We start from the raw sequence: 23,221 nt of genomic DNA on the forward strand, positions 1-23,221 counted from the left end.
CCCTCCGGCGAGTTCCCCCCAGCGCTTCAGCCCCCCAGCGAGTGACCCCCAGCGCTTCGGCCTCTCCCGTGACCGACCGCGTGACCGCGATCGACCGCGTGACGCTTCCGCGACGTCGGGCTGTGCGGCCGTGCCGGTCAGGGGGTGACGATCGTGGGGACCGCGAAGAAGACGAGCATCGCGATCGCGACACAGAGGACGAACCCGACAAGCTCCCAGAGCCAGTCGTAGTGGTGCTCGCCGAGCTTGATCGGCTTGAGCCGGTCGTGCCGGCGTGGCCGCGACACCCCGCCCCGGACCGACCCACCGGCCGGCTGCGCGCCACCGGCCACCTCCGCCGCCTCGACCGCCGTACCGGACCCCGCCTCGACCGCCGTACCGGACCCCGGCTCGCCCGTTGTGCCCGGTGCCTGCTCGACCGCCGTACCGGACGCCGCCTTGACCGCCGTACCGTACCCCGGCTCGACCGTCGCTCGGGGCACCGATTCGGACGCTTCGGGGATCGCGCGTGACATCGCGGGTGCCGGCTTGGACGCTTCCGGTCCGGCGGCTGTGGATGCCGGTCCGGAGGATGGGGGTGCGCTTTCGGGCGGTGCCTTGGGCATCGCCGGTGTGCTCGTGGAGGTCACTTCTCCAGTGGCGGGCGCGGTCGCCGCCTTGCCGGAAGCCGATGGCTCCTCGCGCGTCTCCGGTCCGGTGACCGCGGGCCGCTCGCCGGAGGCCGTACGCCCGCGCAAGGGCGGCACGGCCGGTATGGGGCTGGTGTCGTCGACCATGAGGGCGTCCCACCCCCAGCCTGCGTGACCCGGACCGTCCTGAACCGGGATGGCCGGAAGCGGGCCGCCGTGGCCCATGTCGCCCGGGCCGCCGTCGACGTCCCGGAAGGACGTGGGCGACGGCGGGACCTCGCGGGAGGGGAAGGGGGACGGCGGGAAGTCAAAGGCGGGAGAGGCGAAGGCAGGGACGTCCCGGATGGGAGTAGCGGGGGCCGGGTGCTCGCCAGGGGGAGAGGCGGGCGGCGGGAACTGGCGGACGAGAGACGAGGAGGCCGTGAGCTCTCGGGCTGGGGAGGCCGGGGGCGGGGTCTGCTCGGGCGTGGCGGGGAGGCGGACACGGGTGAGCGCGCCGCGTGCGACGGCGAGCAGCCTGGCGAGGGCCGAGGCTCTCTGCGTGCCCTGCGCCGAAGCCGTCTGGGTGCCCGGTAGCGAAGTCGTCTGGGTGCCCTGTGCCGAAGCCGTCTGCGTGTCCTGTGGCGAAGTTGTCCGGGAGCCCTGCTTCGCGCCCTCCTTCTCGGAGGGCTTGTCGGAGGCGGGCGTGGCCTGCGTCCCCATGGTGGCCCAGCCGGTGAGCTCCTGCTCGGTGACCTGCCCCGTGGGGCGGGCCGGCGGACCGGCGCTGAAGGTGCGCTGGAGGTTGGGCCACTGCCCGGTGGACAGGGCCTTGCTGAACGGCGACGCCTTCTCCTCGGCCGCGCCGCCCCTGCCGGCCCCGCGCCCCTTGCCGGCGGCACGTCCCTTGCCGGACGCGTGACCCGTGTCGCCGGCACCGGCACCGGCGACAAGGCGACCGAGCGTCCCAGACGCGCCGCCCTTGCCGGCCCCGCGCCCCTTGCCGGCGGCACGTCCCTTGCCGGACGCGTGACCTGTGCCCTCGGCGCCGGTGCCGGGGGCAGGGGGACCGACCATCCCGGACGTACCGGGCGATCCCGCAGTGCCGAACGATCCCGCAGTGCTGGGTGAACCGGACGATCCCGCGGTGCCGGGCGAACCAGGCGTGCCGAACGATTCCGCGGTGCCGGGCGTACCGGACCTGCCGGGCGAACCAAAGGTGCCGGGTGAGCCGAAGGTGGTGCCGGGGGTGGGGCTTGTGGTTCTGCGGGCCGCGCCTCGTACCTTCGGCATGGGCTCGGTGGTGGCCTCGTGCTTGGACCTGCGGCGGGGCTCGGGAGGCGTGAGCTCCTGGGCGGGGAAGACGCCGGTGTTGGTGAACGGGTTCGGCTCGGCGAGGGGCAGCGGCCAGCGCGGGGTGGTGGGCCACCGCTTCTCGTCCGGCCGTGTGGAGGCCCCGGCCGGGATCGGCTCCTCGGGGATGGCGCTGAGGATCCGCGCGCGCAGGGTGACGGGTGGCTTGCGCCAGGGGAGCCGGCCGAGCGCTTCCTCGGCGGGTGCGATGGCGAGCGCGTCGTACACCTCGACCACCCGCGCCGGGAGCACCGCCGTGCGGGCGGAGGTGATGGTCGCGGCGATGGAGCGGCTGAAGCGGTGGCGGGCGCTGATCACGAGCTGCTCGGCGGTGTCGGCGGCGACGTCCAGGACCCAGGCCAGCTCGACCGTGTCGAGCCCGCAGACCGCGGAGAGCAGGAGCACCTCGCGCTGGTGGGGGCGCACCTCGCGTACGACCCGCTCGACCAGCGCGGTGGCGGGGTCGACGGCGGGATCGACCGAGGGGAAGACGTAGGCGACGTCGCGCCGGTAGATCTCCCGGCGGGCGAGCGCGTAGAGCGCGGCGCGCGGTGGCTCGATGGCCGGGACGCCGGTGAGGACGGACACTAGTGCGTCGGCGGCGGAGGCGGTGTCACCGAGCTGGTCGTGGCAGTACGCGAACAGCCCGGCGGCGTGACGGTCGTAGAGCTCGGCGACCAGCTCGCCCCGAGGGCGCCGGTCGGTGAGCGATTGGGTCACAGCCGGTCCTCCGGAATCTCGTGCGGGTACGGGGGGTTGGTGTGACGGAGGAGGAGAGGGAGCTCGGGAGCCAATCATGCCAAGGCTCGCGAGGGGCCGCACTAATCGATGCCACTTTGATAGATATCGCGAAAGTACCAGGAAGAAGCCGCCGGACAGCGGGTATTCGCCCATTTCTGAAATGCCGACAAGTCGGCATAACGGCGGTGCTGGGGCGGTTCGGCCGAGATCCCCATAGGGTGTGTGGGGAAAGATCAAGTGGACCCGCGGTCGGACCGTCACCTACCGTGGGGGCTGCCGAGCGGGTGGTAGCCGCGCGCAGCCGACTCGACGATTCCGGGCCATACGGTCCCGGCCGAGAAGCACGAGGTCGTGCGTGATCACTTTTGAAGGCGTCACCAAGCGCTACGGCGACGGAACGGTAGCCGTCGACAATCTCAGCCTCCAGGTGCCGACCGGGGCGATAACCGTCTTCGTCGGGCCGTCCGGATGCGGCAAGACCACCTCGCTGCGGATGATCAATCGCATGATCGACGCGACGGAGGGACGCATCCTGCTCGACGACAAGGACATCCGCCAGATCGACCCGCCGACCCTGCGCCGGGGCATCGGCTACGTGATCCAGCAGGCCGGTCTCTTCCCACATCGCAAGATCGTGGACAACGTCGCCACCGTGCCGTACCTGCTCGGGTGGGACAAGAAGAAGGCGCGGGCGCGCGCGATGGAGCTGCTGGAACGCGTCGGGCTGGACACCAAGCTGGCCGGGCGGTACCCGTTCCAGCTCTCCGGTGGCCAGCAGCAGCGCGTCGGCGTCGCGAGGGCCCTCGCCGCCGACCCCCCGGTGCTGCTGATGGACGAGCCGTTCAGCGCCGTGGACCCCGTCGTACGCACCAGCCTGCAGGACGAGCTGCTCCGCCTCCAGTCCGAGCTGCACAAGACGATCGTGTTCGTCACGCACGACATCGACGAGGCGATCAAACTGGGTGACACGGTCGCGGTGCTCCGCGTCGGCGGTCACCTCGCGCAGATCGCCGACCCCTCGACCTTGCTCGCCGAGCCCGCGGACGACTTCGTCGAGGGCTTCCTCGGCAAGGACCGCGGCATCCGGCGGCTGTCGTTCGTGCCGGCCGGCGGCGTGGCGGTGCGTGCCGAGCGGGACGTGCCGGGCTGGTCGGTGGTGCTCGACGGCGACGACCGGCCCCTCGGCTGGCGCGCCGGCGGCTCCACCGGACCCACCGACACGCAAGCGGCCGGTAAGGACGGGTTGCTGCCGTTCGGGACGTTCGACCTCGAGAAGGACTCCCTGCGCGCCGCCCTGGACGCGGCGCTGCTGGCGCCGTCGGGCTGCGCGATCGCGGTGGACGGCGACGGCAGGTTCGCCGGCGTCGTCACCAGGGAGGCGCTGGACGAGGCGCTCCTGCGCGCCAGCGGGGCGGCGGGGCCGACGGGGGCGGGGTCGCATGGGTGACGGCGAGCCGCTGGTCCGCTGGGCCTGGATCGGCCGCAACTGGCCGAGCATCCAGCAACTCCTCGTGGACCACGTGATCATGGCGCTGCTCCCGGTGCTGCTGGGGCTGCTCATCGCGTTGCCGCTTGGCCTGGCCAGCGCCCGCTGGCGCGTCCTCTACCAGCCGACGGTCGGCCTGATGAACGTCGTCTACTCCCTGCCGTCCCTCGCGGTGTTCATCGTGCTGATCCCCGTCACCGGCCTGGCCGAGCGGGCGACGGTGATCATCCCGCTCACCTTCTACTCCCTCGCGGTGCTGATCCCCGCGGTGGTGGACGGGCTCGAGGCCGTGCCAGACCACGTGCGCCAGTCCGCCGTCGCCATGGGGTTCGGGCCGATGCGGCGGCTGCTCCAGGTCGACCTGCCCATCGCGGTGCCGGTGGTGCTCGCGGGCCTGCGGGTGGCGACCGTGTCCAGCATCAGCCTGGTCAGCGTCGGCGCGCTGATCGGGCGTGGCGGGCTCGGGTACCTGTTCATCGACGGATGGCAGCGCCAGTTCTACACGCCCATCGTCGTGGGCATCGTGCTGGTGGTGGCGCTCGCCGTGCTCGCCGACGGCCTGCTCGTCCTCGCGCAGCGCCTGCTCACGCCGTGGGCCCGGGCGAGGAGGGCCGCGTGAACTGGCTGATCGACTTCTTCGGGAACCCCGCGAACTGGTCCGGCCCCGGGGGCATCCCGGCCCGGCTGCTGGAGCACGTCGAGTTCTCCCTGGTGGCCCTGATCCTGTCCATGATCATCGCGATCCCGCTGGGCCTGCTGATCGGGCACACCGGGCGGGGCGCCGTGCTGGTCGTGGTCACCGCGAACGCGGCCCGCGCGCTGCCGACCCTCGGCCTGGTGGTGCTGATCGTGCTGCTCGTCGGGGTCGGCACGACCTGGCCGGTGCTGATCCCGCTGGTCGCCCTGGCGATCCCGCCGATCCTGGTCAACACCTACGAGGGCATCCGGGGCGTCGACGAGGACCTGCGCGACGCCGCGTACGGCATGGGCCTGCGCGGCGGCCAGGTGCTCATGAAGGTGCTGGTCCCGGTGGCGTTGCCGCTGATCCTGCTCGGCCTGCGCGTCGCGGCGATCCAGGTGGTGGCGACGGCCACCGTCGCCGCGTACGTCGGCCTGGGCGGGCTCGGCCGCTACATCATCGACGGGCTGGCGACCAAGGACTTCCCCAGCACGATCGGGGGAGCGGTCCTCGTGGCCGTGCTGGCACTGATCGTGCAACTGGCCTTCTCGCTGCTGCAGCGCGTGATGGTCTCTCCCGGCGTGAGCCGCAGAGCGGCCAAGGCCCGTTAGTCTGTATTACCCCCCGATAAAGAAGGGAATATGCACGTATGAGGCGGATCATCACCACCGCGGCGGTCGCACTGACCGCGGTGTTCACCCTAGGCGCGTGCGGCGGCGGAGACCCGCTCACCACCACCAGCAGCGCGAGCGCGGCCCCCAGTGCGTCCGGCTCCGGCGGCGCCACCAAGGTCGTCGTCGGCTCGGCCAACTTCCCGGAGAACGTCCTGCTCGCCTCGATCTACTCCCAGGCCCTGCAGGCCAAGGGCGTCCAGGTGGAGGAGAAGTTCAACATCGGCAGCCGTGAGGTCCTCTACGACCAGGTCAAGTCCGGCGACCTGACGGTGCTGCCCGAGTACAACGGGGCTCTGCTCAGCTTCATCGACCCCAAGACCACCGCCGCGAGCAAGGACGACGTCAACGCCGCGCTGAAGTCGAAGCTCCCCGCCGAGCTGGAGATCCTGGACTCCTCCCCGGCCGAGGACAATGACTCCCTCACCGTCTCCAAGGAGACCGCCACCAAGAACAACCTGACGACCATCGAGGACCTCGCCAAGGTGGCCAAGGACTTCGTGGTCGGCGGCCCGCCGGAGTTCAAGAAGCGCCGCGAGGCGCAGTTCAAGGACGTCTACGGCCTGACCTTCAAGGAGTGGAAGCCGACCGGTGACACCACGGCGGACGCCATCAAGAGCGGCGCCGTCCAGGTGGGCAACGTATTCACGACCGACCCGAAGATCCTGATCAACGGCCTGGTGCCGCTGCAGGACCCGAAGAACGTCTTCGGCGCCCAGAACGTCACGCCGCTGGTCAACAAGGCCGGCGTCGACGACACCGCGCGCACGACGCTGAACGCCATCTCGGCCAAGCTCGACACCACCGCCCTGACGGACCTGATGAAGCGCGTCGCGGTCGACAAGGACGACCCGCCCGCCGTCGCCAAGGACTGGCTCACCCAGAACGGCCTGCTCTAGCCCGATCCGAGCCGGTAACCGGCGATTGAGAGGTCTCCCGGGGCACGTCCCCGGGGGACCTCTCGCGTTATGCGCCGGCCGACCGCCTGCGGAGTCCCGCGCGCCGTCTCGGCCCAGGGCACCGTCAAGGCCAGCCCCGGCTCGGTCAACGTCCCCGTGGTCTGCGGCGGCCAGGTGGTAAGAGGTGGCCATCGACCTGCCGGACGAGCGCGACCAGCTCACCACCCGCTCCCTGCCCCGCTTCACCGAACTGCGGGCCCACGTCTACGAGCTCATCCAGCAGGCCAAGCGCGGCCATCGCCCTGCCCTTCCCTGAAGCGCCGAGTCCGGTGCGGCCGCCGGTGGCGGATGCTGGTAGGAGTGGTGGCCATGAACGAGTTCACGGAGGCGATGCGGCAGCTCGTCGCGGGGGTGGCCGTGGTCACCGTGCATGACGAGCGCGACGACATCGGCACGACGGTCACGACCTTCGCCTCCCTGTCGGCGGACCCGCCGATGGTGATGCTGAGCCTCACCTCCTCCGGCTACCTGTGCGAGGTCCTGCTCCGCCAGGACCGGTGGGCGGCGAGTCTGCTGTCCGGGACCCAGGCCGTGGTCGCCAGCCGGTTCGCCACCCCTGGGCGTCCCAGCGCCCGCCTGCTCCTCGCCGGGACTCCGCACCATCGCGGCGCGCAGACCGGGGCGTTCGTCATCGACGGCGGCGTGGCCGCCCTGGAGGCCGAGACCGCCCGGGTGATCCCCGGCGGCGACCACACCCTCTTCCTCGCCCAGGTGCTCCGTGTCGACTACGTCGACCCGGCACTCCCGCCCCTGGTGAGGATGCGCGGCCGTTACCGTGCGGTCAACTGACGGTGCCGTCAAGCTAAGGAGATCAACACCGGGGTAGGTCGTCTTCCGGGATGATCCCGTCATGCGATGGGTTGTAGCGCTTCTCGCCATCATGATCGCGGCTCTGTGCTTCGGTGCCTGGGAGTTGCTGTCCGACTCGTGCCCGCCCGAGGCGTGTGACAGCGGTCCGACGGTTGCCCTCAGCGTCCCCCTTCCCGTGGATTCCGCTCACTGGACGATGTCTCGCCACCGCCTTGATCAGCTTTCTGAGGACGCGACTGATTCGCCCGACATCGTGAAGCGGTTCGCCCGCGACGACATCTGGACGTTCAGCACGAGCGGCGGCGGTCTGGAGGTGACCCGCTGGGATGGGACACGCCGGCGGAGAATGACCCCGCCGCTCCCGGACGCCCTCCTGATCGAGGACATCACCGGTACGGGCTCCGACGACATCTGGATCTCAGGGTCGGACGTACGGCTGGGAGCGCCAGGCGATCGAACCGGTCCGGACGGGATACTGGCCCACTGGAACGGACGCGTATGGGAACGCGTCCCCGCCACCGCGAACGTGATCGATGTCGCCTCCGTGGCGAGGAACGACGTCTGGGCCCTCTTCGACGGAAAGATCATGCACGGGGACGGTCATACGTGGACTCCGGCCTCCGTGCCTGAGGTGCCGATGCCCGGCTCTCTTCACGGAGAAGCCCCCGAGAGCCTGTTGAGCGACATCATCGCGCTCGCCGCGAACGACGTGTGGGCGGTCGGCACGGTCACCACCTCCTTCTGCTGCGACAACTGGATCCACCACCGTGAGGTCGTCATGCACTGGGACGGGCACGCCTGGAACCTTCTCGACCTCGGTATTCGTGGCCTTCACTTCAGCCAGGCGGTCCCGGACGGGCACGGCGGACTGTGGATCGCCACCCGGCGTGACGGCGAACCCTGGACGCCCATCGCCATCCACTACCGCGGCGGACACTGGACCAAGAGCACGCTTCCACGGCCGGACGGGTACCAGAGTGTGCAAGCCGACCAGATCACGATTACGGACAAAGGAAGGATCTTGCTGAGCGCCACCGCGTATGCCGCCAAGGACGGGATTCCCACGACCGTGGAGTACAGCCTCACCTCGTAATCTCGACCCGCTTCTCTGGCCGGGTATCCGGCTTCGTGACGGCCCGCCGCCCGGGCCGGCGCAGCACGGTGGACGCGACGGCGAAGGCCGCGACCAGGAGCCCGGTGGCGATGGCGAACGCCAGGTGGTAGCCGCCGGTCAGCGCCTCGGCCTGGCTCCTGCCCTGCTCGACGAGGTCCCCGGTGCGGGAGGCCGCCAGCGTGGAGAGCACGGCCACACCCACCGCCATGCCGATCTGCTGAGTCGTGTTGAACAGCCCGGAGGCGAGCCCGGCGTCGTCGTCGCCCGCGCCGGACATGGCGAGCGTGGTCAGTGCCGGGAGGGCGAGCCCGAAGCCGGCGGTGAGCAGCATCGACGGCAGCAGATCGGTGAGGTAGTTCGCTTGCACGGGCACGCGGGCGAGCAGCCCGAGGACCCCCATCAGGAGCAGCAGTCCCGCCAGCAGGACGTTGCGCTCGCCGAAGCGGGCGTTGAGCCGCGCGGAGACGCCCAGTGAGACCGCCCCGATGACCGCCGCCGCCGGGAGCATCGCCACGCCGGTCGCGGCGGCCCCGTACCCGAGCACCTTCTGCAGGTACAGGGCGACGAGGATCTGGAAGGAGAAGCAGGCGGCGACCACCAGGATCTGGACCAGGTTGGCTCCCGAGACGTCCCGTGACCGGAAGATCCGCAGCGGCATGAGCGGGGTCCGCGCGGTGGCCTGCCGGACGACGAACGCGACGAGCAGCGCGACGGCGAGGGCGCCGTACCCGAGCGTGAACGCCGAGGTCCAGCCGTGCTCCTCGACCTTGACCACGGTGTAGATGCCCACCATCAGCCCGGCCGTGACCAGGAGGGCGCCGATGACGTCGGCGCCGGCGGCGACGCCGAGCCCGCGGTCGGCGGGCAGGACGGGCACGGCGACCGCGAGCGCCGCGAGCCCGATCGGCAGGTTGATGAAGAAGATCCAGTGCCAGCTGAGGGCGTCGGTCAGGACGCCCCCGAGCACCTGGCCGATCGAGGCGCCGGCGGCGCCGGTGAAGCTGAAGACGGCGATCGCCTTCGCGCGCTCCCTCGGCTCGGTGAACAGCGTCACCAGGATCCCCAGGCTGACGGCCGAGGCCATGGCGCTGCCCACGCCTTGCAGGAACCGGGCGGCGATCAACGTGGCCGGGGTGGTGGCGACGCCCGCCAGCACCGAGGCGGCGGTGAACAGGGCGCTGCCGCCCAGGAACAGGCGCTTGCGGCCGATCAGGTCGCCGAGCCGTCCGGCGAGCAGTAGCAGGCTGCCGAACGCGATCAGGTAGGCGTTGACGACCCAGCTGAGGCCGGCGGGGGAGAAGCCGAGGTCGGCCTGGATCGCCGGCATCGCGACGGTCACGATGCTGCCGTCGAGGATGGTCATCAGCATCGCCGAGGCGATCACCCCGAGGGCGATCCAGCGCGATCGGGGCACGGCGGAGGTTGCGGACATGGGCACTCCTGTCAGAAAGGCGACAGGAGGAACCGTAGCAGATGGTTTTTTAGTAGACGATCCCTAACGGATCTGATTTCCCCGCTGTCGTGCCCGCCGCACCGGCTGGGGGTTCTCCACCGGAGTGGACAGTGGCCCGGTGACCAGGAGGTTCATGGCCCGCAGCAAGATCTCGCGCTCGCCTTGGGGAATCGCCGCCAATGCCTGCTCGTGGACGCGGTCCACGATCTCCTGGCTCCGCGCGGCGACCCGCGCCCCCTCCTCGGTGACCGCGATGATGCGGGCCCGCCGGTCCTTGCTCGATGGGCGGCGCTCGGCGAGGCCGGCCTCCTCCAGGGCGTCGACCGTCACGACCATCGTGGTCTTGTCCATGTCGCCGATCTCCGCGAGCTCGATCTGCGTGCGCTCCTCTTCCAGGGCGTGGACCAGCACGCAGTGCATGCGCGCGGTCAGGCCGATCTCGGCGAGCGCCGCCGACATCTGGGTCCGCAGCACATGGCCGGCGTGGTCCAGCAGGAACGACAGGTCCGGTGCGGTGCGGGCGGGCGCCATGGCGGTCATGCCTGACAGCATAACAATTCGGTCCGTGACGGATTATCCGCTGGAAGACCCATTCCGGAAGACCCCTTCCTGTGGGCGCCCCGAGGAGGGTGAACCTGGAGGTATAATATCTAGTTTGTGCGGATGAGTGAAGGCGTCGAATGGGCGGTCCACTGCTGCCTGACGCTGGCATGGCTCGATGAAGACCGGCCCGTGCCGACGGCGAGGCTGGCGGCGAGCTACGAGCTGCCGCCGGCGTATCTCAACAAGCAGCTCCAGGCCATGGTGAGGGCCGGGATCCTCGCCTCGACCCCAGGGGTGAAGGGCGGCTTCCGGCTGGCCCGACCGCTCGAGAAGATCACGCTCATGGACGTCGTCACGGCCATCGAGGGTCCGGACGAGGCCTTCCAGTGCACGGAGATCCGTCAGCGCGGCGCGGGGGTGGAGTCTCCCGCCCGGGGGTTCCGCGTGCCCTGCGCGGTCACGACCGCGATGCGCAAGGCCGAGATGGCCTGGCGGCGGGCGCTGGCGGCGCAGACCCTCGCCGACGTGCGGGCGGCGGCCGACCGCCACGCGCCCCAGGCGGGCGAGAGCCTCCGGCGCTGGTACGCGCGCGGCTCGTCCTCGTCCCCCCCTTCTTCCCCCTCCTCGCCCTCGTCCGCCTGATCGTTCCGACGATGAGGCCTCCGCCTCGGCCTGGAAGCAGAAACTGGAGATCCAATGTCTAGATTATGAGCCCCGGCCGCCCCATGGCCGCAGGCCGTGGATTCCCGACGAGTCAGACGAACACCGACTTCACGTACGGCGGTCGCCGTACCCCCAAGCCGTACCTCATGAAAACGGAGAAAAGCGATGCAGTCACGGATGGACAACTTCGCCAAGGTCGCCGCCAAGGGCTACCGCGCGATGCTCGACGTGGGTGCCTACGTGGCGCGCAGCGGCATCCCGCACGCGACCCTGGAGCTGGTCAAGATCCGCGCCAGCCAGATCAACGGGTGCGGGTTCTGCCTGGACATGCACGGCCACGACGCCAAGAAGGCCGGTGAGACCGACGAGCGGCTGTTCACGGTCGCGGCCTGGCGCGAGGCGCCCTACTTCACCCCGGAGGAGCGGGCGGCCCTGGCGCTGACCGAGGCGGCGACCCGGATCGCAGACAACCCGCACGGGGTGCCGGACGAGGTCTGGGACGAGGCCGCCGACCACTACGACGAGGAGCAGCTCGCCGCGCTGGTGATGGCCATCGCCGAGATCAATGCCTGGAACCGCGTCAACGTCACCATCCGCGGTGTCGCCGGCTCCCACCGCCGCCCCGCCTCCGCCTGACCGGTGTATGGCGGGTGACCCGGTGATGGTTCGGCGGACGCCGTCTCAGTCGAGTCCGCCGAACCAGCCGGGGACGTCGAGGCGGAAGAAATCGGGCGGGGTCATCGCGCGCAGGCCGGATTCGATGGCGCGGAGGTGTTCCTCGCCGAGGGTCTCCGACCAGCGAGCCCGGATGTCGTCGAAGATGCGGGCCGACCGCACGAGGCTGTCCACGCCTCGCTCCGTGAGCCGCACGATCTTGCGTCGGGCGTCCTCGGGGTCGGTATCGCGCTCGATGTACCCCATGCGCTCCAGCGTGTCGATCGTCTTGCCGGCGGCCTGCTTGGAGACCCCCAGCCGGCGCCCGAGTTCGACGGCCGTGGTGCCGCGCGTGCCGATGGCCTGCATGACGAACCCGTGCATCGGCCGCATATCGGGATGTCCCTGGCGGGCCAGCTCGGCGTGGACCTCGTCGATGATGGTGCGGAACCCCAGGAACAGCCGGAGGGGCAGCTCGAAGCCCGGCGGGTTCGTTGACACGATGGGCGACCTCGCTCAGTGCGGACAACCGTGTTGACCATCGTACGCGCGGTGACCGGGACGAAGGCCGCGCTCAGGCCGGTACGGGGAGGATGGACGGGTCGGTGGCGACGGAGCGCAGCCGGGCGAGCATGATGGTCCGGGTCCTGGTGATGGCGCCGGGGTCGTCGTGGAGGAGCGCGTCGCCCCCACCGGCGCGCGCGTAGGCGTCCAGCTCGAAAGCCAGCCCCTCGACGTCGGTGTCCTCGGCGATCTCGCCGAGAACCTTCGCCTCGAGGATGTCGTCGGCGTTCTTCTTCCGCCAGCGGCGTAGGTGCGCGGCGATCTCGTCGCGCACCCGCCCGGGCCGGGTGTCGAACTCGGCGGTCGCGGCGTAGAAGAAGCACCCGCCGGCGAAGACCGGCCGAGACATGTAGCCGAGCCGGCGCTCGCACATCAGCCACACCCGTCGCAGGCCGGGTGGCACCTGTTCGGCGGGCCGCACGACCTCGGCGATGAAGATCGCCGCGGCGGCGCGGACGGTGGCGAGCTGGAGCTCCTCCTTGGAGCCGAAGTGGGTGAAGACGCCGCTCTTGCTGACCTTCAACTCGGTGGCCAGCCGCCCGATGGACAGGCCTTCCAGCCCGTCGACCGAGGCGATGTTCACGGCCCGCTGGAGGATCAGCCGCCGGGTCTGCTCCCCGCGCAGCAACCGGCCGTCGGTCTGTGTGCCGATCATCTTCACCGCCTTCGCCCTGTCCAGCCAAACTATACGACCATTCGTGCAGAAAGTTTGCCGAAGCGGTTGACAGAATGCTCGGCACTGAAAGAGTGTACGACCGTTCGTATAGTTTGATTGGAGCCCAGATGCCCCGCACGACGTCCGCGCCACCGGGAGGCGCCGCGCTCCCGCTGCTCGCCTCAGGGGCGACCTTCCTGGCGATGCTCGACGCGACGGTGACCAATCTCGCGATCGCCGACCTGCGGCACGATTTCACCTCCGCGTCCGTGGCCGGCTTGACCTGGGTCATCACCCTCTACGCCGTGCTGTTCGCGGCACTGCTCGCACCGGCGGGCCGGCTCGCCGACATCGTGGGCCGCCGCCTGCTGTTCCGGAGCGGTGTCGCCGTCTTCACCGGCGCGTCGCTTCTCTGCGCGCTAGCCCCCAGCCTGCCGATGCTCCTGGCGGCCCGGGCCCTCCAAGGGGCGGGTGCGGCCGCGATGATCCCCGCCTCGCTCGCCGTCCTGCTCCACGACACCCCCGCGGACCGCAGGGCCCGCGCGATCGGTCTGTGGACCGCGTCGGGGGCCATGGCCGCCGCCGTCGGCCCCAGCGTGGGCGGGGTGCTGGTGGACCTGCTGCACTGGCGGTCGCTCTTCTTCATCAACATCCCGGTCGGCCTGGCCATCATCGTCTGGGCCCGGGTCATCCCCGCCGGCGAGCGGACGCACGGGCGGCTGCCGGACCTGTTCGGCACGGCGCTGCTGGCCGGCGGCATCGGGGCGATCGCCCTCGGCGTGACGCAGGGACCGTCCTGGCACTGGGACGACGCCCGGACGATCGGCCTGCTCGCCGGAGGCACCGCCGGCACCGCGCTCGCCCTTTGGCGGTCCACCACGCACCCTGTTCCCGCCGTCGAGACGTCTTTGTGGCGCAGCCGGACGTTCGCCGTCGCCAACATCGCCTCGGCGCTCTACGGCGCCGCGCTGTACCCGTGGCTGCTCGTCGGCGTGCTGTACCTGACACAGGTCTGGCATTACTCGGAGCTGCGGGCGGGTCTGGCCGTGAGTCCGGGGGCGCTGACGGCCACGATCGCCGCGCTGGCCCTCGGCCGGTTCGGCGGCCGGTTCGGTCCGCGCGCCGGCGTCGTCGGGGGTGCCGCCGTGATGGCCGGCTCCGCGATCTGGATCGTCCTGGCACTCCCGGTGACCCCGCAGTTCCTGACGTTCTGGCTGCCCGTAGGACTCGTCGGCGGTGCCGGAATGGGGGCCCTCACCTACGGTGCGGCGAGCGCCGCCGCGTTGTCGGTAACGCCGCTGCGGTTCGCGGGGGCGACCGGGCTCAACACGACGGCCCGGCAGCTCGGCGGCGCCTTGGGCGTCGCGGCGCTCGCGGCGATCCTGCCCGCCCGGACCGGACTACAGGGCTTCACCAACGTCTACCTGTTCTGCGCGCTGGTCTCGGCCGCGGCCGCCGTCATCGGGATGGCGATCACGCTCCGCGCCGCTCCCGCCGCCGTGCCGGCGTCCACCCGGAAAGAGGAGGTCACGGCGTGAACGAGGCCATCGACCCGCACTGCCTGAGCGACGAACACGCGGCCGGGCTGCTGGCGCGAGCACCCTGGGAGCGCGTTGTGGGGATAGGGGACAGCGTCATCGAGGGGATCAGGGAGCCGGTGGACGGCTACCGCGACGAGAGCTGGATGGACCGGCTCGTCCGGATCCTGCGCCTGGTGCGGCCGACCCTCGACCACCTCAACCTCGGCAGGCGGGGCCTGCTCGCGGCGCAGGTGCGCGAGTCGCAGCTGGCACGGGCACTGGAGTTCCGCCCGGACCTGGCGGTCGTGGCCTTCGGCGGCAACGACACCTTCGGGCGCGACTTCGACGAGGCGGGGGTGGCGGCGGAGCTGGAGGCGGTCGTCTCGGCGCTGCGCTCCGCCCGCTGCCAGGTCGTCACCATCGGGCTCCTCGACATCACCCTGTCCGGGGTGGTGCCGGAGAAGTACGCGAAGACCTGGAGCACGCGGCTCGGCCGGCTGAACGCGCTGACGGCGGAAGTGGCCTCCAGGTTCGGCGCGATCCATGTCGACAACACCGGTCATCCGGTCGCCGCCGACCCGGGGATCTACAGCTCGGACGGCATCCATCTCAACGCGCGAGGCCACGCCATCGCGGCGGCCGGCACCCTGCGCCGCCTCGCCGCCGCGATCGACGCTCCCGCTGCGAGCAGGGCGAACTGACGGCGCCCTCACCGGTCCGCGCGGCGTGGTCGACGCGGACCGGCGGGGAACCGGCGTGGTTCAGCGGATGGTCCACCAGCCGGGGAGCATGAGGGGGCCGTACGCCGGGAGGCCGAGTTCGGAGGCCAGCCGGGCGAGGGGCCCCCACGCTTCCAGGCGCACCCGGCTGAGCGCGGCGGCCTTGTCCTCGCTGGAGTCGGGCGGGCGGAGCCGCTCCAGCGGATGCATGCGCGGATAGGTGCGCACCGTCGCGTTCTTGGGCAGGCCGGCCCTGCTCCTGGCGATCGCCAGCGCGTCCTCCAGGCCGCCGAGCTCGTCGACCAGGCCGCTGCCGAAGGCGTCGGCGCCGGTCCAGACGCGGCCGCGCGCCAGCTCGTGGGCCCGGTCGCGGCCGAGGCCCCGGCCGTCGGCGACCTTGCCCACGAAGTCGTCGTAGATGCGGTCGAGCCAGGCGTTGACCCGCTCCCACTGCGGCTCGGAGAAGCCCCGGCTCGGCGAGAACATCCCCGAGTTGGCGCCCACGTCGACCGACTCGGAGGTGACGCCGACGCGGCCGAGGAGCTCGCCCACCGACGGCTTGCCGCCGAACACGCCGATGGAGCCGGTGAGCGTGCCGGGCTGGGCGACGATCACGTCGGCGGCCATCGAGACGAAGTAGCCGCCCGACGCGGCGAGGTCGCCCATCGAGATGATCACCGACTTGCCCGCCTTGCGGGTGAGCACGACCTCCCGCCAGATGGTGTCCGAGGCGACGTACGACCCGCCGGGGCTGTCGACGCGGAAGACGATCGCCCGGACGTTCTCATCCCGGCGGGCGGCCCGGAAGGCGGCCGCGATCGTGTCGGAGCCCATGGCGCCCCCGCCGCCGAGCGGGCTGCGCCCGCTGCGGCCGAGGCGGATCTGGCCATTGCCGTGGATCAACGCGACGACCTGCTCGCCCGGGTGCGGCAGCTTTCTGGCGATGGCGCCCTTGGCGTACCGCGAGACGAACAGCAGCACGTCGTCCTCGCCGCGGACCTCGTCGTACACCTCGTCCCGGTAGGCGAGCCGGTCGACCAGCCCCGCCTCGACCGCCTCGGTCCCGATGAACGGGCCCTGGTCGATGAGCTCGCGGACGCGCTCCGGCGCCAGGCCGCGTCCCTCGGCGATGCCGGAGACGATCTGCTCGATGACCGACTCGGCGATGCGGGCGGCGGACTCCCGGTGCGCCTCGGTCATGTGGTCCTGGGTGAACATGTTGGCCGCGGTCTTGTACTCGTGCCGCTGGCCGATCTGGTACTCGACGCCGATCTTCGCGAGCGCGTTCTTCACGAAGCGCTGCTCCAGCGAGATGCCCGTCAGGCCGACGTCGCCGGAGGGCTGCAGGTAGACCTTCTCGAAGGCGCTGGCCAGGTAGTAGGGCACGGTTCCCGCGCCGAACTCGCCGAACGTCTCGGCGAAGGCCACCGTCAGCTTGCCCGCAGCCCGCAGCTGGACGACGGCCGTGCGCAGCTCCTGCACCATGGCGAGCCCGATGGGGCGTCCGCCGATCTTGACGACGAGGGCCTTGACGCGAGGGTCCTTGCGCGCCCGCCGCAGCCCTTCGAGCACGTCGGCCAGGCGGGTCTTGCGCATGGAGAGGATGGCGCTGAGCGGGTCGGACGGGGGCCCCTCGGAGAGCCCTTCGGTGAGGTCGAGTTCGAGAACGAGGGGAGCCGTGCGCCGCTGCCGGAACCGGTCGACGGTGTCCATGATCGCCTTTGTCGCGTCCATAGCGACACCCTAGGCGACGTTTCCAGTACGGAGGCGCACGCTTTCCTCTCGGCTCAGATCGGCTCGGCTCAGATCGGCTCGCTCACAGCGGAGGCCGGTCGCCGGCGTCCTGCGGAACTGCCGTCGTGCCCGCGTCGGCGGCGGGCGCCTCCGGGGTTCCGGCGTAGCGCAGGTAGAGGGCGCCGAGCGGCGGCACGCGCAGGCGGGTGGAGCAGGGAAGCCCGTGCCAGGGCTCTTCGACGGCCTCGATGGAGCCGAGGTTGCCGACGCCGCTGCCGTAGTAGGTGTACGCGTCGGTGTTGAGCACCTCGTCCCAGCGCCCTCCGGCGGGCAGGCCGAGCCGGTACCCCTCGTGCGGCTGCCCGGAGAAGTTGGCCACGCAGGCCACCATCGACCCGTCGGCGCCGTGGCGCAGGAACGAGAAGACGTTGCCGGAGGCGTCGTCGGCGTCGATCCACTGGAATCCGGCGGGCGTGTGGTCCTGGGAGTACAGCGCGGGCGTCTCGGCGTACAGCCGGTTGAGGTCGCGGACCAGCCGCTGGACGCCCTGGTGGGGCTCGAAGTCCAGCACCCACCAGTCCAGGCCCCGCTCCTCCGACCACTCGGAGCCCTGGCCGAACTCGCTGCCCATGAACAGCAGCTTCTTGCCGGGATGGGCCCACATGAAGGCGAACAGGGCGCGCAGGTTGGCGAAACGCTGCCATTCGTCCCCCGGCATCTTGCCGAGCAGGGAGCCCTTGCCGTGCACCACCTCGTCGTGCGAGAGCGGCAGCACGAAGTGCTCGGAATAGGCGTACATCAGCGAGAACGTCATCTGGTGGTGGTGGTACTGCCGGAACACCGGCTCGTGGTGCAGGTAGGCCAGGGTGTCGTGCATCCAGCCCATGTTCCACTTGAACCCGAAGCCGAGCCCGCCGAGGTGCACCGGACGGGAGACGCCGGGCCACGCGGTCGACTCCTCGGCGATGGTGATGATGCCGGGCGCCTCGCGGTAGGCCACGGAGTTCATCTCCTTGAGGAACTCCACGGCGTCGAGGTTCTCCCTTCCGCCGTAGACGTTCGGCGTCCACTCGCCCTCACGCCGGGAGTAGTCGAGGTACAGCATCGAGGCGACCGCGTCCACGCGCAGGCCGTCGATGTGGAAGTCCTTGAGCCAGTAGACCGCGTTGGCGACCAGGAAGTTGCGGACCTCCCGGCGGCCGAAGTCGAAGATGTAGGTGCCCCATTCGGGGTGCGTGCCGCGCCTGGGGTCGGCGTGCTCGTACAGGGGCGTCCCGTCGAAGCGGGCGAGCGCCCACTCGTCCATGGGGAAGTGGGCGGGCACCCAGTCGAGCAGCACGCCGATGCCGGCCTGGTGCAGCCGGTCGACGAGGTGGCGGAACTCGTCCGGGCCGCCGAAGCGGGAGGTGGGGGCGTAGTAGGAGGTGACCTGGTAACCCCAGGAGCCGCCGAACGGGTGCTCGGCGACCGGCAGGAGCTCCACGTGGGTGAAGCCCATGTTCGTGACGTACTCCACGAGCTGGGACGCCAGCTCCTCGTAGCTCAGGCCGGGACGCCACGAGCCGAGGTGCACCTCATAGGTGCTCATCGGGGAGGCGATCGCGTCGCGCTCGGCGCGCCGGCGCATCCACGCCTCGTCCTGCCAGTCGTACCTGGACACATCGACGATGGACGCGGTCGCCGGCGGCCGTTCGGTGCGGCGGGCCATCGGGTCGGCCTTGGAGCGCCACACCGAGTCGGCGCCGAGGATCGAGAACTTGTAGTGCTCCCCCTCGCCGATGCCGGGGATGAACAGCTCCCATACTCCCGACCGGCCGAGGGAGCGCATCGGGTGCGCGGCGCCGTTCCAGTGGTTGAAGCCGCCCTCCACGCGCACGCCGCGTGCGTTCGGCGCCCACACGGCGAAGGCGGTGCCGTCCTCGTCGTCGTGCCGGGTGACGCGGGACCCGAGGACCTCCCACAGGCGCTCGTGCCGCCCCTCGCTGATGAGGTGCAGGTCGACCTCGCCGAGCGTGGGCCAGTGCCGGTACGGATCGCCCGTCTCGTACGGCTCCGCGCCCTCGTAGGTGACCCGCAGCCGATAGGGCGGGATCTTGTCCACGCCGGGCAACGTCACGGTGAACACACCGTGGGCCTCGTGCCGCATCTCGTGGAGGCCGTCCTCGAGCACCAGCTCGACCTTCTCGGCCAGTGGCTTGAGCGCCCGTACGGTCAGGCCGTCAGGGGAAGGGTGCGCGCCCAGGATCGCGTGTGGATCATGGTGGGCGCCGCCGGCCAGCCGGTTCAAGTCCAGATCCGCGTTCATCGAATCGCTCACCGCTCCTCGGCACCGTGATTGTGGTTATGAGCTAACCCTGCCCCAGATCCTCCCGCCAACCCATGATGTCGGCCGGATCACACCATGGGGACGGCAAATGCGTGGTTCGGCGGTCACAGGGCCGTGTCACCACCTCAGCACGCGGACGCCTCCGGAGGACATGTCGACGACGATGCGCCCGATGTCGAGCTCCTCGCCGTTCGGGAACCACACGAACAGTTGCAGGCATCGGCGGGTCTCGCAGCCGAACCGCCGGAAGATCAGGGAGCGTACCCGAAGGTCCGCGGCCGATGTCAGTGGCCTGTGCGCAGCCTCGGCGTAGGCCCTGCGCACGATGGCCGCGAGCGGGGGGTCGGCGAGCAGGAACTCCGTCGCGCGCGCCTGCTCCGACCGGGTGGGGGCCGGCGGATGCCCGCCGTCGCGGGGATCGGGGGTGCTCGAAGGAAGGTCCGCGGGAGACGGAACCTCGGTCCCCCCGCCGCGACGGGCGCGGTTCCCCTCGCGGCTCCGGGAACTCGCCTCGTCCTCGTACCCCGGGTCGTCCACCTCCGGCCGGCCCGCCTGGGTCGGCCCGCCGAGCCCGGCGCCGGCCGTCCGCGGGCGCGACGCTCCGCTCCCGTCCTCGCCCGCCCAGAGCAGCGCCACCACGCCCGTGCACAGCACCGCGGTCAGGGTGGCGCCGCCCACGATGGTGATCGCGAGCCGCCTCAGCCCCATCAGCCCACTCTCTCACTTTCCGTGAATCCCCGATCACGGATCGTATCGGAGAGAGCGGCCCGGTGTGGTGCCGGCCGGTGTCAGCCGGCGGGGTGGGTGAAGGCGGCGAGCGGGATGGGCAGCCAGGCCGGGCGGTTGCGCGACTCGTAGACCACCTCGTAGGCGGCCTTGCTGAGCTCGAGCGCTCGGAGCAGTACGGCGTCGTCGCCGTGGATGCGCCCGCTGCCGGCCGAGTATCCGGCGATGAACGCGGCCCGGTTGCGCTGGGACCATTCGGCGGCCCGGGGTTCGAGCGCCTCAGCGTCCGGATGGCCGGCGAGCAGGTGGCGGGCCGCGTAGTCGAACGACCGGAGCATGCCCGCGACGTCCCGGAGCGGGGAGTCCAGGGCCCGGCGCTCCAGGAGCGGCTGGCCGGGCTCACCCTCGAAGTCGAGCACGACCCACTCGCTCGGGGTGCGCATGACCTGGCCGAGGTGGTAGTCGCCGTGGACCCGCTGAACGGTGATGGGCCTCCCCGTGTCGGCCAGCCTGTCGAAGGCCTCATGGGCGATGCCCGCGTGAGCGGCGAGATCGGGGACCTCGGAGATGGCCGCCTCCAGGCGGCGCCTGAACCCCTCGACCATCCGCTTGACCTCCGGCGCCTCCACCGTGCTCGTCGGGAAGGCGGCGGCCAGCTCCTTGTGCAGGTGGGCGGTGGCCATGCCGAGACGGTGCGACTCGGCGGCGAAGTCGCCTCCGGCGTCGCCCGCGGCCGTGCCGGGCAGCGACCCGTAGAGGTCGCGCACGCTGGTGAGGGCGAGGGCCCAGCCGTCGCTCGCGGTGCGCAGGAACTCCTGGGTGAACGCGAGCGTGGTGTTCTGGCCGTCGATGTCGGCCTCGATCCACCCGTACGGTTTCGCGATGTTCGGCGAGCCGCGCTCGGCGAGGGCGGACACCACTTCCAGCTCGGGGTTCACCCCGGGGATGATCTTACGGAAGAGCTTGCAGATGTAGGCGTCGCCGAACACCAGCGAGGTGTTGGACTGCTCCCCGCCGAGCACCAGGCTGCGCGGGGAGGTGTCGATCTCGGCGCCCGGCATGCGGCGGAAGCGGAGCGCGCCGATGTCGGCGTCCTCGGCGATGGAGAAGAGCAGGACGCTGGTGACGTCGGCGTCGTGGACGGCGTCATAGGCGAAGCCGTCGGGGGTCTCCCCGATCGCGACGTGCTGCAGCCGCTGGGGCAGCTCGGGGCGGAAGCCCAGCAGGAGCTGGTAGCGGTCCGTGCGTGAGTCCTGCCTGACCGTGATGACGATGTGGCGCACGGACACGCCGGCCTCGGCCGGCGGTCTCGCCGTGCCGTCCGTGGTGCCGCGGGACCCCGCCACATCGCTGTGGAAGGATTCCGCGGGACCACGAAGGGGGAGCGGCGTGGTGGCCTCGACGGCCAGGTCGGTGATCGCACGGCCCTTGCCGGCGAACCACCGCTGATGGGTGATCCAGCCGGCAAGTAGCGCTTCGAGAGTATGTCTCACGTCTCCTCGGCTGCTGCGCTCGTGGGCGGAAGGGTGAACCAATAGAACCCATGCCCGGGGAGCGTCAAAAGATACGGAAGTTCGCCAATCGGTGGAAAGGGAACTCCACCCGTGCACTCCACCGGGGTGGCTCCCTCGAACCGGCGCAGGTCGAGCTCCACCGGCTGAGGGAAGCGCGACAGGTTGTTGACGCAGAGCACCCGGTCGTCGCCGAGCTCGCGGACGAAGGCGAGAACGCTGGGGTTGGAGGAGTTGAGCTCGGTGAACTCGCCCAGCCCGAAGACGTGGTGCCGCTTGCGGATCTCGATCATCTTCTTGGTGAAGTGGAGGAGCGATCCGGGGTTCTTCTGCTGCGCCTCGACGTTGAGCGCCTGGTACCCGTAGATCGGGTCCATGATCACCGGCAGGTAGAGGCGGCCGGGGTCGCAGTCGGAGAAGCCCGCGTTGCGGTCCGGCGTCCACTGCATGGGGGTGCGGACGCCGTCGCGGTCGCCGAGCCAGATGTTGTCGCCCATGCCGATCTCGTCGCCGTAGTAGATCACCGGGCTCCCGGGCAGGCTCATGAGCAGGGCGGTGAACAGCTCGATCTGGTTGCGGTCGTTCTCCAGCAGGGGGGCCAGCCGGCGGCGGATGCCGACGTTGGCCCGCATGCGCGGGTCCTTGGCGTACTCGGTGTACATGTAGTCGCGCTCTTCGTCGGTCACCATCTCGAGCGTGAGCTCGTCGTGGTTGCGCAGGAAGATGCCCCACTGGCAGTTCTCGGGGATCTTGGGCGTCTGGGCCATGATCTCGGAGATCGGGTAGCGCGTCTCCCGGCGGACGGCCATGAAGATGCGCGGCATCAGGGGGAAGTGGAACGCCATGTGGCACTCGTCGCCGCCGGTCACCGGGTCGCCGAAGTACTCGACGACGTCGGCCGGCCACTGGTTGGCCTCGGCTAGCAGCACGCGGTCGGGGTAGAGCTGGTCGACCTCCTTCCTGATGCGCTTCAGGTAGGCGTGGGTCTGCGGGAGGTTCTCGCAGTTGGTGCCCTCCTGCTCGAACAGGTAGGGCACGGCGTCCAGCCGGAAGCCGTCGATGCCGAGGTCCAGCCAGAAGTTCAGCACCTCGACCATGGCGTCCTGAACGGCCGGGTTCTCGTAGTTGAGGTCCGGCTGGTGGTGGAAGAACCGGTGCCAGTAGTACTCGCCGCGGACCGGGTCGTAGGTCCAGTTGGAGGTCTCGGTGTCGATGAAGATGATGCGGGCGTCCTTGTACTGCTCGCCGTCCTGCGACCAGACGTAGAAGTCGCCGAACGGCCCGGTCGGGTCGTGCCGGGACGCCTGGAACCACGGGTGCTGGTCGCTGGTGTGGTTCATGACCAGGTCCGCGATGACGCGCATACCTCTTTTGTGGGCCTCGTCGACGAGCTTGATGAAGTCTCCCAGGTCGCCGAAGTCCGGGAGAATCTTCATAAAGTCGGAAATGTCGTATCCGCCGTCTTTGAGGGGGGATTCGTAAAGTGGCAGGAGCCACAGGCAGTCGACGCCGAGCCACTGGAGATAATCCAGCTTGTTGATGAGGCCGCGGATGTCTCCGGTCCCGTCGCCGTTGGAATCCGCGAATCCCCGGATGAGGACCTCGTAGAAGACGGCGCGCTTGTACCAATGAGGGTCGCGCGGCTTTTCGTGTGTGAAGGTGTTCGGGACGGGCTGAGGCGTCAAGCTCACCTGTGGACTCCCCGCTGTGCTGATGCGCGCTTTCCGCCGTT

At 70.6% G+C, this 23,221-nt stretch carries 20 protein-coding genes and 1 pseudogene; 11 read left to right on the forward strand and 10 right to left on the reverse strand.

Translation table 11 applies throughout. The annotated features are described in order from the left end of the window. Positions 1-137: 137 nt before the first annotated feature. Positions 138-2,681: an RNA polymerase sigma factor gene (locus MYF83_RS00345; RefSeq protein ID WP_248958075.1), complete on the reverse strand. Its 2,544-nt coding sequence runs from the start codon at positions 2,679-2,681 to the stop codon at positions 138-140. Positions 2,682-3,057: 376 nt separating this feature from the next. Between MYF83_RS00345 and MYF83_RS00350 the strand changes: the two genes are divergently transcribed. From MYF83_RS00350 to MYF83_RS00380, 7 genes and pseudogenes are all read left to right on the forward strand, one after another. Then, entirely contained in the window at positions 3,058-4,149 is a 1,092-nt protein-coding gene (locus tag MYF83_RS00350; protein ID WP_248958076.1) for an ABC transporter ATP-binding protein, read from the forward strand. After that, positions 4,142-4,807 (forward strand): ABC transporter permease, encoded by a 666-nt coding sequence (locus tag MYF83_RS00355; RefSeq protein ID WP_248958077.1) that lies wholly within the window; start codon positions 4,142-4,144, stop codon positions 4,805-4,807. Before MYF83_RS00350 ends, MYF83_RS00355 begins: the two co-directional genes overlap by 8 nt. Continuing rightward, on the forward strand, positions 4,804-5,478 hold the full coding sequence (locus tag MYF83_RS00360) for an ABC transporter permease (protein WP_248958078.1): 675 nt from the start codon (positions 4,804-4,806) through the stop codon (positions 5,476-5,478). The genes MYF83_RS00355 and MYF83_RS00360 overlap by 4 nt, the downstream gene beginning before the upstream one ends. 38 nt (positions 5,479-5,516) lie before the next feature. After that, the gene (locus tag MYF83_RS00365; protein WP_248958079.1) at positions 5,517-6,437 is read left to right on the forward strand and encodes an ABC transporter substrate-binding protein; all 921 of its coding nucleotides are present in this window, start codon (positions 5,517-5,519) and stop codon (positions 6,435-6,437) included. 181 nt (positions 6,438-6,618) lie between these two features. Beyond that, a pseudogene (locus tag MYF83_RS00370) lies at positions 6,619-6,753 on the forward strand (ABC transporter ATP-binding protein); the annotation flags it as partial. Between the two features lie 53 nt (positions 6,754-6,806). Then, complete coding sequence (locus MYF83_RS00375) at positions 6,807-7,286, forward strand: flavin reductase family protein (protein WP_248958080.1); 480 nt, start codon at positions 6,807-6,809, stop codon at positions 7,284-7,286. A gap of 61 nt (positions 7,287-7,347) precedes the next feature. Further along, positions 7,348-8,400: a hypothetical protein gene (locus MYF83_RS00380; protein WP_248958081.1), complete on the forward strand. Its 1,053-nt coding sequence runs from the start codon at positions 7,348-7,350 to the stop codon at positions 8,398-8,400. Here MYF83_RS00380 and MYF83_RS00385 read toward each other — a convergent pair. Together MYF83_RS00385 and MYF83_RS00390 are read right to left on the reverse strand one after the other, a co-directional pair. Then, positions 8,390-9,853 carry an MFS transporter gene (locus tag MYF83_RS00385; protein ID WP_248958082.1) on the reverse strand — a complete coding sequence of 488 codons (1,464 nt, stop codon included), beginning with the start codon at positions 9,851-9,853 and terminating at the stop codon, positions 8,390-8,392. The genes MYF83_RS00380 and MYF83_RS00385 overlap by 11 nt on opposite strands. Before the next feature lie 63 nt (positions 9,854-9,916). Beyond that, positions 9,917-10,414 (reverse strand): MarR family winged helix-turn-helix transcriptional regulator, encoded by a 498-nt coding sequence (locus tag MYF83_RS00390; RefSeq protein WP_248958083.1) that lies wholly within the window; start codon positions 10,412-10,414, stop codon positions 9,917-9,919. A gap of 123 nt (positions 10,415-10,537) precedes the next feature. On the opposite strand from MYF83_RS00390, the gene MYF83_RS00395 reads away from it, so the two are divergent. After that, positions 10,538-11,059, forward strand: a complete 522-nt coding sequence (locus MYF83_RS00395) for an RrF2 family transcriptional regulator (RefSeq protein WP_248958084.1) — start codon at positions 10,538-10,540, stop codon at positions 11,057-11,059. A gap of 186 nt (positions 11,060-11,245) precedes the next feature. After that, positions 11,246-11,716: a carboxymuconolactone decarboxylase family protein gene (locus MYF83_RS00400; RefSeq protein ID WP_248958085.1), complete on the forward strand. Its 471-nt coding sequence runs from the start codon at positions 11,246-11,248 to the stop codon at positions 11,714-11,716. 45 nt (positions 11,717-11,761) lie between these two features. Here MYF83_RS00400 and MYF83_RS00405 read toward each other — a convergent pair whose 3' ends face one another. Together MYF83_RS00405 and MYF83_RS00410 are read right to left on the reverse strand one after the other, a co-directional pair. Continuing rightward, positions 11,762-12,235 (reverse strand): MarR family winged helix-turn-helix transcriptional regulator, encoded by a 474-nt coding sequence (locus tag MYF83_RS00405; protein WP_248958086.1) that lies wholly within the window; start codon positions 12,233-12,235, stop codon positions 11,762-11,764. Between the two features lie 73 nt (positions 12,236-12,308). Next, positions 12,309-12,953 (reverse strand): TetR/AcrR family transcriptional regulator, encoded by a 645-nt coding sequence (locus tag MYF83_RS00410; protein ID WP_248958087.1) that lies wholly within the window; start codon positions 12,951-12,953, stop codon positions 12,309-12,311. A 128-nt stretch (positions 12,954-13,081) separates the two neighbouring features. Here MYF83_RS00410 and MYF83_RS00415 point away from each other — a divergent pair, with 128 nt between their 5' ends. Together MYF83_RS00415 and MYF83_RS00420 are read left to right on the forward strand one after the other, a co-directional pair. Beyond that, complete coding sequence (locus tag MYF83_RS00415) at positions 13,082-14,491, forward strand: MFS transporter (protein ID WP_248958088.1); 1,410 nt, start codon at positions 13,082-13,084, stop codon at positions 14,489-14,491. Next, positions 14,488-15,174: an SGNH/GDSL hydrolase family protein gene (locus tag MYF83_RS00420; RefSeq protein WP_248958089.1), complete on the forward strand. Its 687-nt coding sequence runs from the start codon at positions 14,488-14,490 to the stop codon at positions 15,172-15,174. The genes MYF83_RS00415 and MYF83_RS00420 overlap by 4 nt, the downstream gene beginning before the upstream one ends. A gap of 60 nt (positions 15,175-15,234) precedes the next feature. Here the strand turns inward: MYF83_RS00420 and MYF83_RS00425 are convergent, their stop codons facing one another. The 5 genes from MYF83_RS00425 to treS all read right to left on the reverse strand — a co-directional run bounded on the left by MYF83_RS00425 (position 15,235) and on the right by treS (position 23,180). Continuing rightward, complete coding sequence (locus MYF83_RS00425) at positions 15,235-16,926, reverse strand: S49 family peptidase (protein WP_248958090.1); 1,692 nt, start codon at positions 16,924-16,926, stop codon at positions 15,235-15,237. Between the two features lie 82 nt (positions 16,927-17,008). Continuing rightward, positions 17,009-19,231 carry a 1,4-alpha-glucan branching protein GlgB gene (gene glgB / locus MYF83_RS00430; protein WP_248958091.1) on the reverse strand — a complete coding sequence of 741 codons (2,223 nt, stop codon included), beginning with the start codon at positions 19,229-19,231 and terminating at the stop codon, positions 17,009-17,011. 138 nt (positions 19,232-19,369) lie between these two features. Next, a complete protein-coding gene (locus MYF83_RS00435; protein WP_248958092.1) occupies positions 19,370-19,960 on the reverse strand; it encodes a hypothetical protein in 591 nt (196 codons plus the stop codon). Positions 19,961-20,040: 80 nt separating this feature from the next. Continuing rightward, positions 20,041-21,471: a maltokinase N-terminal cap-like domain-containing protein gene (locus MYF83_RS00440; protein WP_248958093.1), complete on the reverse strand. Its 1,431-nt coding sequence runs from the start codon at positions 21,469-21,471 to the stop codon at positions 20,041-20,043. Then, positions 21,468-23,180, reverse strand: coding sequence for a maltose alpha-D-glucosyltransferase (treS, locus tag MYF83_RS00445; protein ID WP_248958094.1), 1,713 nt, complete (start codon positions 23,178-23,180; stop codon positions 21,468-21,470). Before treS ends, MYF83_RS00440 begins: the two co-directional genes overlap by 4 nt. Between the last annotated feature and the right edge of the window lie 41 nt (positions 23,181-23,221).

It is taken from the genome of Sphaerisporangium perillae (genome assembly GCF_023276435.1).
GTDB lineage: Bacteria > Actinomycetota > Actinomycetes > Streptosporangiales > Streptosporangiaceae > Sphaerisporangium > Sphaerisporangium perillae.

Coding starts and splice junctions, on each gene's coding strand:
- MYF83_RS00355 (WP_248958077.1), top strand. CDS start 4,142: ATGGGTGACGGCGAGCCGCTGGTCCGCTGGGCCTGGATCGGCCGCAAC.
- MYF83_RS00365 (WP_248958079.1), top strand. CDS start 5,517: ATGAGGCGGATCATCACCACCGCGGCGGTCGCACTGACCGCGGTGTTC.
- MYF83_RS00375 (WP_248958080.1), top strand. CDS start 6,807: ATGAACGAGTTCACGGAGGCGATGCGGCAGCTCGTCGCGGGGGTGGCC.
- MYF83_RS00380 (WP_248958081.1), top strand. CDS start 7,348: ATGCGATGGGTTGTAGCGCTTCTCGCCATCATGATCGCGGCTCTGTGC.
- MYF83_RS00385 (WP_248958082.1), bottom strand. CDS start 9,853: ATGTCCGCAACCTCCGCCGTGCCCCGATCGCGCTGGATCGCCCTCGGG.
- MYF83_RS00390 (WP_248958083.1), bottom strand. CDS start 10,414: ATGACCGCCATGGCGCCCGCCCGCACCGCACCGGACCTGTCGTTCCTG.
- MYF83_RS00395 (WP_248958084.1), top strand. CDS start 10,538: ATGAGTGAAGGCGTCGAATGGGCGGTCCACTGCTGCCTGACGCTGGCA.
- MYF83_RS00400 (WP_248958085.1), top strand. CDS start 11,246: ATGCAGTCACGGATGGACAACTTCGCCAAGGTCGCCGCCAAGGGCTAC.
- MYF83_RS00410 (WP_248958087.1), bottom strand. CDS start 12,953: ATGATCGGCACACAGACCGACGGCCGGTTGCTGCGCGGGGAGCAGACC.
- MYF83_RS00415 (WP_248958088.1), top strand. CDS start 13,082: ATGCCCCGCACGACGTCCGCGCCACCGGGAGGCGCCGCGCTCCCGCTG.
- MYF83_RS00425 (WP_248958090.1), bottom strand. CDS start 16,926: ATGGACGCGACAAAGGCGATCATGGACACCGTCGACCGGTTCCGGCAG.
- glgB (WP_248958091.1), bottom strand. CDS start 19,231: ATGAACGCGGATCTGGACTTGAACCGGCTGGCCGGCGGCGCCCACCAT.
- MYF83_RS00435 (WP_248958092.1), bottom strand. CDS start 19,960: ATGGGGCTGAGGCGGCTCGCGATCACCATCGTGGGCGGCGCCACCCTG.